The organism is Candidatus Brocadiaceae bacterium, assembly GCA_012728835.1.
Taxonomy (GTDB): domain Bacteria; phylum Planctomycetota; class Brocadiia; order SM23-32; family SM23-32; genus JAAYEJ01.
In genome coordinates this window covers 1-16,336 of record JAAYEJ010000078.1, presented here as the reverse complement: position 1 = coordinate 16,336, position 16,336 = coordinate 1, and the positions used below count along the sequence as shown (strand labels likewise).

15 protein-coding genes and 1 CRISPR repeat array are annotated in these 16,336 nt (G+C 68.8%); all 15 genes read right to left on the bottom strand.

Annotated elements, in window-relative coordinates; all coding sequences use genetic code 11:
* Position 1: 1 nt before the first annotated feature.
* Positions 2-555: a CRISPR direct-repeat array (repeat unit 31 nt; unit sequence TTCGCTCCCGCACGGGAGCGCGGATTGAAAC).
* A 128-nt stretch (positions 556-683) separates the two neighbouring features.
* Positions 684-1,463, bottom strand: a complete 780-nt coding sequence (locus GXY85_12670; protein NLW51674.1) for a class I SAM-dependent methyltransferase — start codon at positions 1,461-1,463, stop codon at positions 684-686.
* 39 nt (positions 1,464-1,502) lie between these two features.
* Positions 1,503-1,925: a DUF3788 domain-containing protein gene (locus GXY85_12665; protein ID NLW51673.1), complete on the bottom strand. Its 423-nt coding sequence runs from the start codon at positions 1,923-1,925 to the stop codon at positions 1,503-1,505.
* Between the two features lie 214 nt (positions 1,926-2,139).
* Positions 2,140-2,895 (bottom strand): class I SAM-dependent methyltransferase, encoded by a 756-nt coding sequence (locus GXY85_12660; GenBank protein NLW51672.1) that lies wholly within the window; start codon positions 2,893-2,895, stop codon positions 2,140-2,142.
* Positions 2,896-3,063: 168 nt separating this feature from the next.
* Positions 3,064-4,143, bottom strand: coding sequence for an amidohydrolase family protein (locus GXY85_12655; protein NLW51671.1), 1,080 nt, complete (start codon positions 4,141-4,143; stop codon positions 3,064-3,066).
* Positions 4,143-5,606 carry an FGGY-family carbohydrate kinase gene (locus tag GXY85_12650; protein NLW51670.1) on the bottom strand — a complete coding sequence of 488 codons (1,464 nt, stop codon included), beginning with the start codon at positions 5,604-5,606 and terminating at the stop codon, positions 4,143-4,145. The genes GXY85_12655 and GXY85_12650 overlap by 1 nt, the downstream gene beginning before the upstream one ends.
* 3 nt (positions 5,607-5,609) lie before the next feature.
* Positions 5,610-7,019, bottom strand: a complete 1,410-nt coding sequence (locus GXY85_12645; GenBank protein NLW51669.1) for a hypothetical protein — start codon at positions 7,017-7,019, stop codon at positions 5,610-5,612.
* A gap of 16 nt (positions 7,020-7,035) precedes the next feature.
* Positions 7,036-8,178 carry a Gfo/Idh/MocA family oxidoreductase gene (locus GXY85_12640; GenBank protein ID NLW51668.1) on the bottom strand — a complete coding sequence of 381 codons (1,143 nt, stop codon included), beginning with the start codon at positions 8,176-8,178 and terminating at the stop codon, positions 7,036-7,038.
* Positions 8,179-8,211: 33 nt separating this feature from the next.
* Entirely contained in the window at positions 8,212-9,591 is a 1,380-nt protein-coding gene (locus GXY85_12635; protein NLW51667.1) for an aminotransferase class III-fold pyridoxal phosphate-dependent enzyme, read from the bottom strand.
* A gap of 100 nt (positions 9,592-9,691) precedes the next feature.
* On the bottom strand, positions 9,692-10,471 hold the full coding sequence (locus tag GXY85_12630; protein ID NLW51666.1) for a DeoR/GlpR transcriptional regulator: 780 nt from the start codon (positions 10,469-10,471) through the stop codon (positions 9,692-9,694).
* Between the two features lie 25 nt (positions 10,472-10,496).
* Positions 10,497-11,663: a Gfo/Idh/MocA family oxidoreductase gene (locus tag GXY85_12625; protein ID NLW51665.1), complete on the bottom strand. Its 1,167-nt coding sequence runs from the start codon at positions 11,661-11,663 to the stop codon at positions 10,497-10,499.
* Positions 11,664-12,207: 544 nt separating this feature from the next.
* A complete protein-coding gene (locus GXY85_12620; GenBank protein ID NLW51664.1) occupies positions 12,208-13,311 on the bottom strand; it encodes an ADP-ribosylglycohydrolase family protein in 1,104 nt (367 codons plus the stop codon).
* A complete protein-coding gene (locus tag GXY85_12615) occupies positions 13,292-13,618 on the bottom strand; it encodes a hypothetical protein (protein NLW51663.1) in 327 nt (108 codons plus the stop codon). Before GXY85_12615 ends, GXY85_12620 begins: the two co-directional genes overlap by 20 nt.
* A 275-nt stretch (positions 13,619-13,893) precedes the next feature.
* Positions 13,894-14,832: a hypothetical protein gene (locus GXY85_12610; GenBank protein ID NLW51662.1), complete on the bottom strand. Its 939-nt coding sequence runs from the start codon at positions 14,830-14,832 to the stop codon at positions 13,894-13,896.
* 39 nt (positions 14,833-14,871) lie between these two features.
* A complete protein-coding gene (locus GXY85_12605) occupies positions 14,872-15,549 on the bottom strand; it encodes a hypothetical protein (GenBank protein ID NLW51661.1) in 678 nt (225 codons plus the stop codon).
* 104 nt (positions 15,550-15,653) lie between these two features.
* Positions 15,654-16,067 (bottom strand): hypothetical protein, encoded by a 414-nt coding sequence (locus GXY85_12600; GenBank protein NLW51660.1) that lies wholly within the window; start codon positions 16,065-16,067, stop codon positions 15,654-15,656.
* Positions 16,068-16,336 lie beyond the last annotated feature (269 nt).

Genomic DNA, 16,336 nt, shown 5'->3' with positions numbered 1-16,336 from the left:
ATTCGCTCCCGCACGGGAGCGCGGATTGAAACTGGTTCGAACTGGCTCTGGCCCTCGGCTGCACGGATTCGCTCCCGCACGGGAGCGCGGATTGAAACAAGAAGGTCAATGCGGGCGACCCTCTCGACATACATTCGCTCCCGCACGGGAGCGCGGATTGAAACTTCCCTCCAGTGTCCACGGCATCTTCACTTCGCCATTCGCTCCCGCACGGGAGCGCGGATTGAAACCCGCCATGAGCAGGCCCCGCCGGAACGCAAGCATTCGCTCCCGCACGGGAGCGCGGATTGAAACATTCGCGTCCGTCAACGGACGGACCGGCCGACCATTCGCTCCCGCACGGGAGCGCGGATTGAAACTGGACCATCCCGGACTCAGAGCCGGATTGGGGGATTCGCTCCCGCACGGGAGCGCGGATTGAAACGCGTACGAGGTGACGGGCCTGTTGCCTCTGAAGGATTCGCTCCCGCACGGGAGCGCGGATTGAAACGTACCGCCGGAACCGCGAGAAATGCCCCGCCCTATTCGCTCCCGCACGGGAGCGCGGGTGGGAGCGGATCGTGGTTGAAGAGGCCCCGCACGTCCGGGCAGTCGCCCCCGCCCGGCTGCCCGGCACCTGCCCGGGGCGCGACTCATGGACCTCGAAGGCGCCCGGCCGGCGGCGCGGCGGAAGATCGGTCAAGTCATGCGCCTCCACCGGCGGCAGGTCGCAGCCCGAGGAAGACCTCATGGCCGGCGGCGCTGCAGGCACTGTGCTCGAAGGGGACCGTGAGCGCCTCGAATCCGGCGTCCGCGATCAACTCCAGCCACTCAGCACGCGGGAACAACCCCATGATGTGGCGGTCATGGGCGACCTCGACGGCCCCGTGCTCGTCCCTGAGCAGGTAGGCCATGTCGGTCACGTACACGTCGGTTCTCGAGTCGGGAGTACACCGCCATTCGAGGTAGCGCAAGCCGCGCCCGCTGCCGTCGCTGCCGCCGGTCTCGGTGCCCGGCTGGAAGGTCTCCGAGACGTAATCCGGCTGGAACATCGCAACGCCACCCGGAGCGGTGTGTGCGAACGCCGTAGCGATGGCTTGGCCAAGATCCTCGCGCGAAGCCATGTAGCTGATCGCATCATGGATGAGCACACAGTCGAAGACACGGCCGAGCCGGATCGAGCGCATGTCGCCCTGCACGTGCTCGCATTCGGGGTTCAAACGACGGCTCAGCGCGAGCATGTCGGGCGCAATGTCCACCAGCGTGCAGGCAAGCGTTGCCTTCAGGTGCGCGGCGTTGTGGCCACCGCCGCAGCCGAGATCGAGCAGAGTCCGTGGCGGCTGCCGGCAGTGCGCCTCGAACAGACGACGGTAGAAGGCGGCTTCCTCGGTGTAGTCGGCCACCGGCGTCAGCAGCGGATACCAGTCGGCCAGGTCGCGGTAGAGCCGGAGGGGTCGATCGGGCGTCTTTCCGTGTTCTGTCATTGTGAGCGGCCCGCCCTTTCCCGCGCCGGGGGGGGCAGTTCAGGCGGGTCTCGGCCTGCGCTTGAGGACGAGTAGCTGCTGGATGTCGGCCAGAACGCGTCCGTCATCAACGTCGAGCAGAAGCCATTTGCCGTCGTGATACGTGGGTGCCTCGTCGTAGGCTCTGCGCGTCCCCGGCGACAGCGCTCCGCGTATCGCTTCCACTTTGGCGCGTTCCTTCGAGCCGAAAACGATCATCAGCAGGAAACGCCCCTTCTCCGGGATGAACGTGCAGAATGACCTGCTCTTCTTGTATCGCAGGGACCAGCCGTGCTTCTTCCCGCCGGAAAGCCATTCCGGGCAAAAAACGTCTGGATAGAGTTGTTCGATCCACTCCGCCATACGTGTCCAGTGTCGATAGGCTGCCTCGCCGATCCAGTCCGCGACTTCCGAATCGCTGGGTGGATGGCCGAGGTCTGCCATACGCCGGCTGTGTTCACCGGCCATTCTCTCTCCCTCCAGACTGACTGCATGTGCGGCGGCAGCGGCCGCTGGGGGTGCCGGATGCCGTGCGTGAGCGTCAACGCATCCAGGCCCCTCCCCCGTCCGCCGCCAGGGCCATGCTCGGCAACAGCAGCCCAACCAGCACGCAGACCACTGGACGCCAACCTGCCGGCTTCATTCCAGACGCCTCGTGTCAGGTCGCAGAACGCGACCTGAACATGTAGATCGCCCAGCCAAGCGCATCGCGTCCCCAACGCAGGTACGCCGCCCTCTCCCGGCTCACACGCTCGGCCACTTCCGCCAGGTCCGGATCATCCGGATGGGTTCGGGCGTACTCGTCCGCAGCGTACCACTGAAGGCCCTCGTACCTGTCCCAGTCGTCCTTGTTGCTCACGAGGGTATGGACGAGTTCCATTCCTCGCCGCTCGCCGGCCTCCGCATTGGAGACGTGGCTCCCGAAATCCTCTCGCGCGCACCCCACCGCCTTCAGGTAGTCCTCGGACGGCTCCTGCGCCCAGTATGGCTCTCCCACGATCACCCAGCCGCCGGGCCTCACCATGCAGTCCAGTGCTTCGAGGGTGTTCGCGTGCCCCCCGAAGACCCAACTGGCGCCAATACATGACGCCATATCCAGGCTGTGCGGCTCGTCGGGTTTGAACTCCGCGCCGTCCATCCGAATCAACGTGATGCCGGCACTCGGCGCCCGCGCCTCTACGCTTCTTTGCGCATCGGCGATGTGGAAGGGAGAAAGGTCGACGCCCGTGCCGCGAACGCCGTAGACTTCGGCCAGGCGAATCAGGAACTCGCCCTTGCCACACGCGATGTCAACCACCCGCGCGTCGGTCGGCAGGCGCAGAAGCGCCACAAGACGCGCCAGCTTCTCCTCGCTCATGGGGTTGCATATCACGTGTTCGCGGTGGGTGATGTCGTAGGACTTCCATATCTCCATGATTCCCGGTCCTTCTCCCTGGAGGTTGTGTGCTCCGGCACTGTAGTTCACGCGCGGTGCAGTGTCCAGCGTCGAGGTGCCCCGAGGGCGGCGACGGAGCTCTCGCCTCGCCGTGCGCCGACGACTCCGCCGTTCATCGTCTCCGGGCGTGCCATTGGGTGCCCCTGCTCAGCCCGGGTCAGCATGCGTCGTGCGCAGGACGCGGTCGATCAGCCGCTGCGCGTTGTCGTGCAGGATCCCCTGGACGCCGCGAGCGTCGATGCCCGTCGCGCGGCAGGCGTCCTTGAGCGCGCGCAGAGCCTCGTACATGTAGAGCGTGTAGCCTGCCTCGACCTCCGGCGGCTCGCGCTCCGCATTGAAGTGGAACGGGTGGCTCGTGCGATTCACGTAGCTGCGGCCGCGCCACTGCCGCCTGCCGCGCATGTAGAAGACGGGATTGTCGGTGCCGTAGAGGATGCGCTCCGGGCCGATGGTCTCGAGGGCAAGACGGTGCACGGCGGGGTTCAGCACGGCGGAGTTGTCGAAGTAGAGCCCGGGGTCGGCGGCGAGCGGCAGCAGCCCCTCGCGCGCGTGCGGCTCGGTGTAGCAGCGCCCGAGGTGCGCGATAACGAGCACGACGTTCGGGTAGCGGCGGCGGATCTCGCGGATCTCGCGCAGGTTGTCCGGGTGCGGCAGGCGCTCCGCCCGGGGCACGTGCAGCGTGATCCAGGCGCCCGCTTCCTCGGCCGCTTCGAGGACGTGACGGGGCAGGAAATCGAAGATGCTCGCCTCCAGGTGCGCGTCGCGTGTGGTCGGGTCGCGGGCGATCAGCGTGTAGTACGGCTTCAGGCCGAGGACGCCGGGCTTCTTGAGTTCCTCGGCGACGCGCTCCGCCGTCCACTGCGGCGGGCAGACGGTCAGCGCGTGCCAGCCGCGCGCGAGACACTCGCGGCGGAGGGCCTCGTTCGCCCGCTCGATGTCGAAGGCAAGGCTCGGCGAGCCGACGGCCACCTGCGTGACCTGCCGGCCCGGGAAGACGATGCCCGTGCAGCGGGCGGCGTCCTCGGCACACATGGGCTCGTTGACCTCGCTGACCCAGTACTGGCGACGCATCTCGTCGGTGACCGGCTCCACGCGCAGCGCGGGATCGGCCACGTGCGTGTGCGCGTCAATGATGCGCTCGGGTACCCAGCCTTCCAGGTGCTCGTGCCAGAAGGCGCGGTCGACGTCTGTGTACTGCCACACGTGGTGCAGCGGGATGCCGGCCATCAGTGTGCCTCCGTGCCCACATGCGGGAGGGACGCGGCGTAGCGCTCAGACATCGCGCGGTAGACGGGCTCATGCGGGCCGGGCCGGACGAGGCGAGCCGCAGGGGCGCACTCGTCCGCGAGGCGTTGCAGGTCGGCGGTGCCCTCGACGATCGCCCGGGCCGGCACGGCGGCTCCCAGCGCGCTCACGGCCGTCTCCGTCACGCAGGCCACGGGCACGCCCGTGGCGTCGGCGAGGATCTGCGGTGTGACGCTGCTGCCCGCCGCGCCCCCGCACAGGGCGAGCCGATCGACAACGATGCCCCCCCCTGTGAGGAACCGCAGGTGGCGCGTCAGCTCCAGCGCGAGCCCCTCGATCACCGCACGGAGGATGTGGGCGGGAGTGTGCGCGAGCCGCAGCCCGTCGAGCTGCCCCGGCATGCCGGCAGGGAGCCCGGCCGCGCCGCCGGGCACGAGCAGAGGACGAAACCGCACGCCGTCGCAGCCCGCGGGTACCGAGTCCATCATCCGGTCGAGTTCGGACGCGGGCCGTCCCTCCAGCCCCAGCGTCCGGACGGCCCAGTGGAACGCCGAGCCGCCGTTGACCATCGACAGCATCTGCGCGCAGAGGCCCGCGACCGGATGCGGGCAGGCGAACGCCTGGACGATCACGGGCACGAGTGCCCCCGGGGCCTCCGCCGCAAGGGCGAGCAGCACCCAGGCGGTGCCTGCCCCGAGCATCACGTCTCCCGCACGCACGGCGCCCGCCCCGAGCGACGCCGCATACTGGTCGTGCACGGCGGGCGAGACCGGGATGCCCGCCGGCAGCCCCGTCTGCCGCGCCCCTTCGGCACTGACGCGCCCGGCGGCAACGTGCGCGGGCAGCAGGTCGGGCAGCCGGTGCTCGCCGATGCCCAGGCGCGCCAGCAGATCGGCGTCGGCGCGTCCAAGGCCGGGATTGAGCAACCCCGCGATCGAGAGCGACGTGGCATCGTGCGCGCGCCGTCCGCAGAGCCGCCCGACGATGACGTCGCCGACGAACGCGACGTTCCCACCGAGCGCCGCTCCCTCTTCGCGCAGGCGCAGCAAGTGTCCCGGCACGAGGCCGAGGCGACCGTGGCCCGTGTGCGCGCAGAGCCAGTCGCTGCCCAGCTCGCGCGTGACGCGCTCCTGGACCTGCCGCGCGCGGCCGTCGAGCCAGCTCACCACGGGCCCGTCCGGCTGCCCGTCCGCGTCGAGCACCTGGAGGGCCCCGCCCTGGCTGGACACGCCCACGGCCTGCACGCTCGACAGACTGGCCTGTCGCCCTGCCTCGGCAACCGCGGCGAGCACTGCCGACCAGACGTCGTCCATGTCCTGCTCGACGCCGGCCTTACCGACGTGCCGGAGCGCCACCGGCGCGGACCCGCGGGCGACGATCCCCTCCCCCGGCCGCACCAGCACGGCCTTCACGTTCGTTGTGCCCAGGTCGAGCCCCAGCAGCATGGGCTACACCTCACGGTAGTCGGCGCCGACCAACTCGGCTGCGTCCCCGATGCGCCGCCGCGCGTCGCCGAAGCAGAGCGCACAGTGGTGCGGGCCACCGGCCTTCGCGTACGCCGTCAGGAACTCGCGCACGTCGCCGCCTGGTGACAGCTTGCAGTGGGGCTCCGTCAGGGAGGCCAGCGGACCGAAGTCCTCGCCCGTCACCGGCGAGGCGATCATCCGCCAACGCCCGCCCCGGCCGAGCGTCAGCGCGAAAAGAGTCGCCGGCCCGGGCTCGAAGACGGTGGCCAGCACAAGCTGCCCGCAGCGGGTGCGGGTGATCTGCCTCGTGCGCGCTGCCAGGCGGATGCGGCGGTCCGAGCGCGCCATCGCCACGTTGGCCTCGCCCATGTGGCTCAGGAGAACGGCGTTGCCCTCGAAGTCGACCGTGAACATCTCGGCGAAACTCGCAGGCGGGGAGAGCCAGTTCAACAGCGCCGAGCCGGCGGCGGCGATCAGGTCGCCTTCGCCGCCGAATCCGACGCCCTCGCCCATGAGCCGGCTGGCCGCCACGAACGGAACGGTCGGAGTGCGCTCGTCCTCGCCGAAGGCCATGAACTGGTACGTGAACGCGTCGAGTCGCCGCTCCCCCACCATGCCGCGCAGGGCAAGTTCGACACGCGCCGTCGCCTCCAGATCGGCATCGGCCACCGCGGGGTCGACCTCATACGTCGCCCGGTACTCCGCCACCAGGCGCGCCACGGCCTCCGGGGGCGCCCCGGCGGCCCGCTGCACGTACTCCTCCATGGGCATCGCCGTCCACTCGCAGCCGAGCGTGGCGGCCATGTGCGTGGTGTCGAGCGCGAAGTCGCCCATGCCCGGGAACGGGTAACCCAGGATGCCCAGGCGTGCACGGCTCAGCCGCCCGGTCGCCGCTGCCGCCATGAAGAAGTCGGTCAACTCGCCCAGGGCGTCCGGATCGTCCAGGTGCGAGGTGACGTACCGGAAGCGCACGCCGCTGCGCAGCAGGACGTTCGCCAGGTCCTGCGTGCCATGCACGCCGTGGTTCTCCACCATCCGGGCGCCGCTGAAGTCGGCGTCGATCGCTCGCAGTTCCTGCGTGTTCCACACCACGATGGGCAGGCGGGTACGCCGCAGCACGGGCAGCGCGATCTGGCTCGGCGAGTAGGTCAGCAGCATGACGAGCACGGCGTCGCAGCCCTCGGCCTCGAAGCGCTCGACCTGCGCCTGCACGTCCTCTCGCCGGAAGGCGGCGCCCACGAACTCCACGTCGGCCACCTTCCCGAGCGCCGGCAGCACGGCCCGCCGCACCCATGCCTCGCGTCCGGGCCGCAGCCGCGGCGCCGTCTGCTCGTACAGCTCCAGCGTCAGTCCCAGCAGGCCCACCTTCGGGCGCAGCGTGCTCACCGCCATGATGTCATCCTCTTCGCTACGGAGTCGCCGGCCTGACCCACTCACCGCACCGCGCCGACTCGCGCGCCGCCTCCAGCATACGCTGCACGGCGAGGCCCTCGGCGAGCGACGGGTGCGCGTCAGTGCCCTCGGTGATCGCCTTCAGGAAGCAGTAGAGGCAGTGTACGTGGCCGCGCACCCAGCCGATGGAGAGCTTCGGAGGCAGGAACCTGCCGCCCGGCGCCGGGTACTTCTGCACCGTCGCGATGCGCTGCCAGCCCTGCCGGCCGCCGAAGTCGCCGCCCGCCAGGCGCCCGTCGTAGAACTCCAGGTAGTTCGGCTGCATGAGGTCGAAACGGATCGCCCCGTGTCGGCCATGGATCTCGAAGCGCAGCTCGTCCTCCGTGCCCGTGGCGATCTTGCTCACGTCCACCATGCCGAAAGCCCCATCGGCGCGGCGGAGCAGCATGGCGGCGGCGTCCTCGACGTCGATCCTCATGGACTCGCCGGTGCGGTCGAGGTCCGGCCGCTCGGCCGCCCAGATGCGGCTGACGCACTGTACGGCGTCGAAGGGGCCGATCAGCCAGCCGAGCAGGTCGAGGATGTGCGGACCGAGGTCGCGGATGACGCCGCCCCCGGCGGCCGCCGTGGACTTCCAGTTCACGGGCCTCTCCGGATCGACGCTCCCGCCGTGGAGATAGGACGCACGGAAGTGCGTCACCGGCCCGAGCGCGCCCTCCTCCACCAACTGCCGCGCGCGGAGCGTCGCCGGGAGGAAGCGGTTCTGGAGCACCACCTGCGCCGTGCCGGCGTAGCCTGGCAGCATTGCCTCCAGGCGGTCGGCTTCGTCCAGGTTGGCGGTAACCGGCTTGTCCACGTAGATGTGCTTGCCGGCGCGGATCGCCGCCGCCAGCGCCTCGAAGTGCTCGCAGTTCGGCGTGCAGACGTGCACGATGTCCACGTCGTCGGCCGCGATCACCTCCAGCGGATCGGTCGTCCACCGGGCGAAGCCCCCGGCCTCCCGGGCGGCCCGGGCGGTCTCCGGGCGGGACGTGCACACGACGCGCAGCGCCGTGCGCGCGGGCGGAGGGTCGTAGTACAGGGGCACCGTCCTGTGCGCATAGACGTGCGTCCTGCCCATGAAGCCGAAGCCCAGCATGCCGACGCCGAGTGCGTCCATGTGCCATCTCTCCCGGAAATCGGTCCGCCCACGCTACCGCCAGGGCATCGCACTGCAGAGGTCCCGCAGTTGCGCCAGCACGAAATCGATCACCGCGTCCTCGATCACGAGCGGGTACTTCATCAGCACCGTCCGATGGCCCGGGTGGTAGGCGTGCGCCCGCAGCCAGAGCCCGCGCGCAAGGGCCGCCTTGTGGAAGCCCAGTGCGTCGTCGCGCGCCCGGAACCGCATGCCGGTCAGGAACCCGTCCCCGTTGACCCCCTCGATCAGCTCGGGGAAGTCGGCGGCGAGTGCGCACAGGCATTCGTGGTGCCGGCGGGCCAGCCGGCCGATGCGCGGGGCGTCGTCCGCGATCATACGGAGGTTGCAGAGCGCGAGCAACGCCGCCAGGGACGCGTTGCCGTTGGTGCTGATCGCGTCGTACTGCTCGAGGACGTCCAGCTCGTGCCGGAAGAGCATCGCCGACAGCGGGTGAAACCCCGCCGTCATGCCCTTGCCGACGATGACCATGTCGGGCGCGACGTCCGCCCTGCGGAAATAGAGCACCTCGGGGTACCAGAAGCCTGTCTGGATCTCGTCGAGGGCCATCAGGGCGCCGCACTCGTCGCAGAGCGCCCGCGCCAGCCGCAGGTAGTCCGGTCGGACGCCGATCGCCTCGCGGTTCATCATGATCGGCTCCGCCCAGAAGCCGGCCACGCGGCGCCCGAAGCGCCGGAACGCCTCCCGGAGCTGCTCCTCGTCGTTGGGCTCCAACTGCACCGTCTCGGCGCCGCTCACGAGCCCCGGCCACATGCCGCGCAGCGTCTGCGCCAGGATGTCGGTGCCGTGGTAGTTGCCGGTGAGTGCGATGAAGACGGGCGGCCCGAGCGCCGATCGGGCGTGGTCGGCCCGGTAGCGCGCGAGCATCACCTTCAACGCCGCCGCGCAGGCCACGCTGCCCGTGCAGACGCCCAGCAGCACGCGGTCGAGCCCCGCCTCCCGCCCGAGCGCGGCCAGGGCGTCGGCCAGATGCCTCACCGGGATCGAAGGGATGTTCGAGTGGTTGTCCCAGACGATGCCGAGTTCGGTCGCCGCATCCAGCGCCGACGTGAGAGCCGGGTGATTGTAGCCCCACGTCATCTGGTAGTGCCCACTCGTGCAATCGAGCACCACCTCGCCCGATTCTGAGACGTAGAACATGCCCAGCCCCGCCAGCAGGTCGTGCGCGCACGTGCCGCCCCCGCCGTAGGAGAGAGGGAAGGCGCTCCTGCCGGCGGCCGGCGCTTGGAGCGCGAGTTCGGCACGGACTGTGCCGACCAGCGGCAGCAGCTCCGCCGTGCTGCGCGCACGCAGGAAGTCGCGGGCCCGGCGCATGGCCGTGACAACGCCGGCGCCCAGGATGCCCGCCGGCGCAAGCGGTTCGGTGGTCTCCAATGCAGTGCCTTCCTGTTCCCAGTGCCCCGAGGGGCATCCGTCCTATGCTCTGTCTGAGAATCCCTCTGGCTCCGGCCGGCTACGGATTCTCAGACAGAGCCTAAACGAGTGTGACTTCCACCCCCCGCCGTCGCAGCCGCTGGACGATCTCCGCCGGGGCCGCGCGGTCGGTGATGAGTGCGTGCATCCCGCGCACGTGCAGGCAGCGCACCCCGCCGGCGCGTCCGAGCTTCGAGCCGTCGGCGACGACGATGGCGCGCGCCGCGTTGGCAGCCATCCTCTCGGCCACGCGCGCCGTCTCCAGATCGCCGGCGAAGCTGCCCCGGTCGGGGTCGACACCGTCGCTGCCGATGAAGGCCAGGTCGGCGGTGAGCTTCTCGAGCATAACCTCCGTCCCGGGCCCCACGAGGTCCGGGCTGCCGCGCCGTACGCGGCCCCCCACCAGCACGAGTTCGACGCAGTCGTCGGCCCAGAGCGTGCTCGCGATGACGAGGCTGCTGGTGACGACGGTGCACGGGACGCCCCGCCCTGCCAGCGCCCTGGCGACCTGCAGCGTCGTCGTGCCCGTGTCGAGGAAGACGGTCTGCCCGGGTTCGACGCGCCGCGCGGCCTCGGCGCCGATGCGGCGCTTCTCGGCAAGGCGCGCACGCCGGCGCCCGTCGAAGGCGAACTCGAACGTGATGCGCTGGGCAGGCGCCGCCCCGCCGTAGCGCCGCACGGCAAGGCCCGACTCCTCCAGTGCCTTCAGGTCGCGGCGGATCGTCATCTCGCTGACGCCGAAGCGACGGGCCATCTCGACCGTCGATATGGTCTCGCTCCGGGACAGCAGGGACGCCAGCTCACGCCGTCGCTTCTCCGTCTGTGCCGAGCCTCTTGCCATGCCTTCCGCCTGCGTTCTCACGGGCCTACTTCGGCGCGTCGCCCCAGTCGGGCACGTCCAGCACCTCGCCGTCGGCAAGGACCGACTTGTGCGCCGTGACGCCGGCCGCCATGTAGCGCACGGCCTCCCACACGTTGACGGCCGGCACGCGGTCGTGCGCGACGGCATCGACGAACTCGTGCACGAGGTAGGCATGCGACCCGCCATGCCCGCCGTAGGTGCCGGAGCCGTCCTCGCCTCGGAAGGCGTCGACCACTTCGTCCGGGAGCACGTCGCGCATGTCGTCGACGGTCAGCGCCGTCCAGCCGTCGCGCGTGACCCACTGGTCCTCGCGGAAGGAGCCCTCCGTGCCGAAGATGCGAAACGTCTCCTCGCCCGTGTGGCCGACCCTGCGGCACTCGGCGACGCGCGCGGTGGCTCCATTGCTCATCCGGCAGAAGGCCACCTCGTTCATGTAGGCGTTCGCGAAGTAGTCGTCGCCCGTCTCGTCGCGCTGCCCCCACGCGCAGATCCTGGCCACCCGGGCGCCCATGACGTGGATGGGCCCGCTGAACGAGTGCGTGGGGTAGTGCATCGGCCCACCCACGAGGCCGCGGCCGGCGTAGCGCTGCGCCTCGGCCAGCCACAGGGAGCCGACCTTGCCCGTCGTGCGGCGCCGCTGCACCTCGCGCAGATTGCTGCCGCGGTCGTCCACGTCGTGCAGGTACTGCGCGTCGGAGTGCACGAATCGGCCGAAGTCCCCCGCCGCCGCGCGCCGGCGGCAGTACATCGTCGCCGGCCGGTAGCAGGTCGTCTCGCCCAGCATGTAGTGCAGGCCCGTGCGCTGCACCGCACTGACCAGGCGGTCGCAGCAATCGAGTATCTCGTCGTCGTCGGGCACGCTGATGATGGGCACGGCGCTGTAGACGTGCTTCCCCGACTCGAGGGCCTGCAGGCACTGGGGCGCGTGCAGCCAGGGCTGCGTGATGACGACGAGCGCGTCCAGGTCGCTCACGCAGATGTCGTCGAACGCGGCGTAGGCGTCGGACGGACGGAACTTGTCGCGCCAGTCCTCCCGGTCGGCGAATCGCCTGACCCGCTCCGGCTCCACGTCGCACAGCGCCATGCGGTCCACGAGCGGGTGCCGCTTGAACAGCTCGGCGAACTGCGAGCCGAACGATCCGAGTCCCACCAGTCCAAGGCTGATGCCCATGCGCGCGGTCCCCTGCCTGAGTCTGCTCCGGCGTGCGTCCCGTTCCCTGCCATGGTGTTTGATTATGTTCGATCCGAACATAATCGTCAAGTGCACGCACTCGCGGGGGCGTGCACTTCGTGGAACCCGCCTCGCGACGCAGGCCGGCCGGTGCCATGCCCTGCTGGGCCCCGTGGCCGGCAAGGGGGCTCCTCACAAGAATCTGTGCACCAATCGTGGCTCAGGCAGGTTTCCCAGGCATGTCACACGCGAGTTGTTCCGGTTCAGACGGAAATGGACATCTCAGGCTCGCCGGTTAGTATGTTCGGCGACCCAGGGAGATGACCATTTCCGTCTGAACCGGAACACTCCCACGTCGTGCCCACCTGGTCGAAGGCCGGCACGTACTGGCTCGCCGAGCCTCCGCTCACCTTCTCCACCTGCGCAATCTGCCCCACGCCCGCCACCGCCGCATGCCCCGGCACCCGGCGCCCCACGTCGTCCCCGTCTGTGTGTTCCCGCGCTTCGGGACCGCTGCGGACAATCTCCCCGGCAAGACGACCATTCAGTACGGCGGCAGCAGGCGGCGGAACCCGTGCGCCAGCACGACCATCAGAAAAAGGAGGCCCCTAGGCACAAGGCCGGGCCAGAAGTAAGGCACGGGCGCCGACGCGTCGGTGCCGGCGTCTGCTTCCGTCAGACGGTCCGCGATCTCGCGCAACACATGGGTGGTGCGGGGCCACTCCCAGATGCCGTCTACCCACTCCGCCGGTATACCTTGCTCGCCAACGACTGCCCCTGTGAGCGCACCGATGATGGAACCCGTCGTGTCGGTGTCGCCGCCGCAGTTGAGCACCGCTTCGAGCGCGTCGCGGAAGTCGCCGAAGTGCAGGTACCAGGCGTAGGCGACAACCGGGACTGTGTGGTAGGCGTAGCCCGAAACGCCGCGCGCCAGGCCCAGCCTGTCAGCGAACTCGGCAACGGGCACACAGTCCCGAGCAGCAGCGCCGATTTCGTCCACCAGTGACACCCACTGGCAGTCTTCGCTGCCGGCCGAACGCAAGATCGCGAGGAAAGCACACAAGGGCGGACGCTCGGCCAGGGAATCGCGCAGAGCCCAGGCGGCCAGATAGGCGACGACGCGAGCGCCTGTCAGCGCCCGGGGGTCCGTGTGCGTGATCCGCGTCGAGACCGACACGACCTGCTCGAGGTCGTCGGGGCGGTTCCTCAGCACCGCGCCGGCGATCGCCGACCGCATGGCGGGGCCGTTGCCTGCACTGCGGACCCCGCTGCGGCTCGGCCCCCTGAACATCCATAGCCGCAGTATGGCGCGCAACGTACCCAGGCCGATTCCAGCCGGCACCGAGAGAAGCCAGAGGCGCAGGCACCACCCGAGCCGCGCACCGAAGCGGTCCGGGGATCGGGGATGCGCCAGGAGCGACTGGGCCACGAACACCAGGTGCTCGGTGTCATCGCTCACCATCCCGCGTCCAAAGAGAAACCGGTGCCGCCATCGGCCAGGGAACAGCTTCCTCCTGCGCGCAGGGGGGATCCCTTCCGCTGGCAGACCAAGCGAATCCCCAACTGCCGCACCCAGCATGATCCCGCGCAGCCGGTCCCCCGGACCAAGCCCGGGCGCACTCCCGCACTCAGTCTTCCCGTTGCTCATCCGAACGATGCCTCATTGCTCGGCGCCGAAGTGGCCTCAAAACGCCGAACTCCAGGCCGGCGCAAGCGAGAAAGGGCAAGCAGCCGATGTCAACCAGCAGAGGCAGCCACCACCATGCGCGCAAGCAGTCGAACGGAGCGATGGCCAAACTCACCATACCGGCAATGCCGCCAAGTAGCACGATGTACGACTCGCTCCGTGGGCGCCACAGCGGCGAGAGCGCCAGTCGCGCGTTGTAGAAGGCGCATAGCACGAACAGGGCGCCGAGGACTGAGCCGACTGACAATCGCAACCAGAACACCGTCATCTGCAACGGCCTCCTACATCACGTCGCCACACACCCCGGGGCCACCCTCGTATGCGCGTCTGGAAGTGACAAGCGCGGAGCCGATGTCACGGCTCCGTTCCCGCCGCCAAGCCCTGGACTTGCGTTGCCGAAAGACCTTGCCGTCATTAGCGCACCTCCTCGCCCACGAACGCCGACGGTCCGTAATATCCACAGCAGGCGCCCCCAGGCAGCCCCTGCGAAGAGGGAATGCTCACCAAGCGCCGCATCCGCTCAGGCCAGTCTCCCCGGGCAGCCTACTCCCAGTCAAGGCCATGCCGCGGGTCAGCAGATCGTCGCCAGTAGTCATCCAGTATCATCGTCGATGAATGGGGACCTGCATATCTCTCTGCCTCGGTGCGTAACCGCACATACTCATTCACACGCTCATAGTCTGGCGGCTGCTCGTCGGGCCACGCCAGCGCCTCGCCACGGTGGTGCGTTGCCCACGCGTCGTGAGTGCCATCTCCGACTGGACTCAGCGCGTCTGGTGCCCTGCGCAGGCCAAGGCTTCCCCCCATACCAACAACACAAGGCATGTACCTTCCCTGTCCGAGGAATCCCTTGATGATGTCAACCCCGGTTGGCCATGAGACGGTTCCCTTACCCACCAGGAACGTTTCACCGGCTGAATACTGCGCAGGTATATTGCTTCCTGGGAACCACGTAGGTTGGTACTTCCCGCTCCGCAGAAAGTTGCCGACGCTCTTCGGGCCTCTCATGACCCAGTCACCGCGTTGAAGGCCAGGCCGCCCCCAGCGCGACACGTACGGCGAGTCGTAGTGAACTGCGAGCTTCCAGCCGAACACCGCCATCGCCGAATACGCTGCAGCGGTGAAGACGCCGGCGCTGATATCGCTGGCAGTGCCTTCCCATGTCCCTTCGAGCCCCAACTCCCTCCAAAGCTTGTCCCTGTGCTCGTTTGCCCGATCACTCTGGCCAAGCAGGACGGTTCTTCCCACGTTAACCTGCCCCGCATACCAACCCTCAAAGAACCCCCGCCGCCCGGCCTGACCAGGCGTCTCTCCGGCGGAATATGCCTCATCGGGAAGTCGACGCCATCCTTCACGGGTACCCATCAGGGGATACATGTACTCAGGTAGGAGGCCCTTCACATAGAGGCGCCCCCATGCCCCCTTCTCTTCGTCCGCGAGGAACTCAGACTGATCAAAGAACAGCAGGCCGCCTGTGCTCAACAGGTGATCCAGGACTCGCTTCTCGACCTCCTCCTCCGCCTAATCGCTTCCCGGCGTCCTCGAATCCACATGCGCTTGGGCGGCCTCCTGGCTCTTCTCCGACGCCTTGGGCCCATATGATGGCTTCTCCACCTCCTCTTCGCGCCGGCCACCATGCGGCTCCTGAAGACTGGCTGCCGCCCCGGCCGCGTCGGCAATCGGCTCGCACTGGAGGCCGGTGGGGTCGGTGTTCGCCAGGGGGTCGCTGCGGGCATACGTATGAGCGTTCCGCACCTCCAGCGCCTCCACGTCTCGCTCCGCAAACCGGCCCAGCTCCGGCTCGTAGCTCCGCGTCACGTAGTGATACATCGGCAGGTATTCGTCCACTTCCTGCACGTACCGACGTCCACCATACCGGTACAGCTCCGTCACCGCCTCCGTCTGGCCCCGGCCGGTGCCGAATGCGTCGTACGCATACGAATTGGCCACCGTGCCGCCCGCGCCCACGAGCTTCCACGTCGTGCCCACCTGGTCGAAGGCCGGCACGTACTGGCTCGCCGAGCCGCCGCTCACCTTCTCCACCTGCGCGATCTGGCCCACGCCCGGCACCGCCGCATGCCCCGGCACCCGGCGCTCAGAGGCCGTCCCGTCCATGTTCCGCTCGCGCACCACGTTCACCCCGTCCCAGTCGTAATACGACTCCGGCACCATCTCCCGGCTGTAGACCCGCGTCGACAATCCCTGCCGCTATCCACCGGCCTTGCCTTCTCCACTGCGCAAGCCGGGTCTGAGAGGCCGCGCGCTGGACCTGATCTGCCCGTCCGGAGAGAGGCGCTCTCTTCCTAGCCCGGCCGGCTGAAGACAATCAGCACAAAGCAACCGACAAGCAGGACTGCGCAGAACGCCATGGTAAAGACGTATCGCGCCAGCGCCTTGCCACATTTCCAGGCGATGAACGAGTACCCGAACGCCATCGGAACCAGAACAGCGCTCAGACCTCCTGCCACCAACCACGCCGTTCGATTGATTTCACGCATACTGAAGGCTGCGGCGCCACCGACGAGCAGACTTACCAGAACGGCGGGTATGGAGTACTTGATTCCGACCCAGGCGGGCCGGTCAATGAACTCCGGCGCCGCGTCCAATTCACGTGCCTCAAGCGCGCAGTACGCCTCTTCATCCTCCTGCGTACTAAGTCGCCCAGGCCGAGAGATCCGGGGGTGAGCGAGGCCGGCGTCTGAGAGGGCCTTCGCCACGGCCGCCATCTCCCGGGCGTGCCACTCCTGATCAGACAGGCTCCCTGCTCGCCGGAGTTCATCCCGCGCCTGCCCGAGGAGGCGGTTGAGCCGGCGCTCCCTCCTGCGTAGCAAGCACAGCTGCGCCCCAACGATCACGAGCGCGAGATACTGTCAAATGTTGTTGATGGATAATTGATGACGTATCCTTCGGGGAGCCCATTCATGCTGCTTCTCGCACTTCCACACCATCCGCGAAACGCACGCCGCGGATGACCTTCTCGATCAGT

Bases quoted from the DNA above. Each gene is read 5' to 3' on its own strand.
- GXY85_12670 (NLW51674.1), bottom strand. From the start codon at position 1,463: ATGACAGAACACGGAAAGACGCCCGATCGACCCCTCCGGCTCTACCGC.
- GXY85_12660 (NLW51672.1), bottom strand. From the start codon at position 2,895: ATGGAGATATGGAAGTCCTACGACATCACCCACCGCGAACACGTGATA.
- GXY85_12615 (NLW51663.1), bottom strand. From the start codon at position 13,618: ATGACGGTGTTCTGGTTGCGATTGTCAGTCGGCTCAGTCCTCGGCGCC.
- GXY85_12650 (NLW51670.1), bottom strand. From the start codon at position 5,606: ATGCTGCTGGGGCTCGACCTGGGCACAACGAACGTGAAGGCCGTGCTG.
- GXY85_12630 (NLW51666.1), bottom strand. From the start codon at position 10,471: ATGGCAAGAGGCTCGGCACAGACGGAGAAGCGACGGCGTGAGCTGGCG.
- GXY85_12645 (NLW51669.1), bottom strand. From the start codon at position 7,019: ATGGCGGTGAGCACGCTGCGCCCGAAGGTGGGCCTGCTGGGACTGACG.
- GXY85_12655 (NLW51671.1), bottom strand. From the start codon at position 4,143: ATGGCCGGCATCCCGCTGCACCACGTGTGGCAGTACACAGACGTCGAC.
- GXY85_12625 (NLW51665.1), bottom strand. From the start codon at position 11,663: ATGGGCATCAGCCTTGGACTGGTGGGACTCGGATCGTTCGGCTCGCAG.
- GXY85_12665 (NLW51673.1), bottom strand. From the start codon at position 1,925: ATGGCAGACCTCGGCCATCCACCCAGCGATTCGGAAGTCGCGGACTGG.
- GXY85_12620 (NLW51664.1), bottom strand. From the start codon at position 13,311: ATGAGCAACGGGAAGACTGAGTGCGGGAGTGCGCCCGGGCTTGGTCCG.
- GXY85_12640 (NLW51668.1), bottom strand. From the start codon at position 8,178: ATGGACGCACTCGGCGTCGGCATGCTGGGCTTCGGCTTCATGGGCAGG.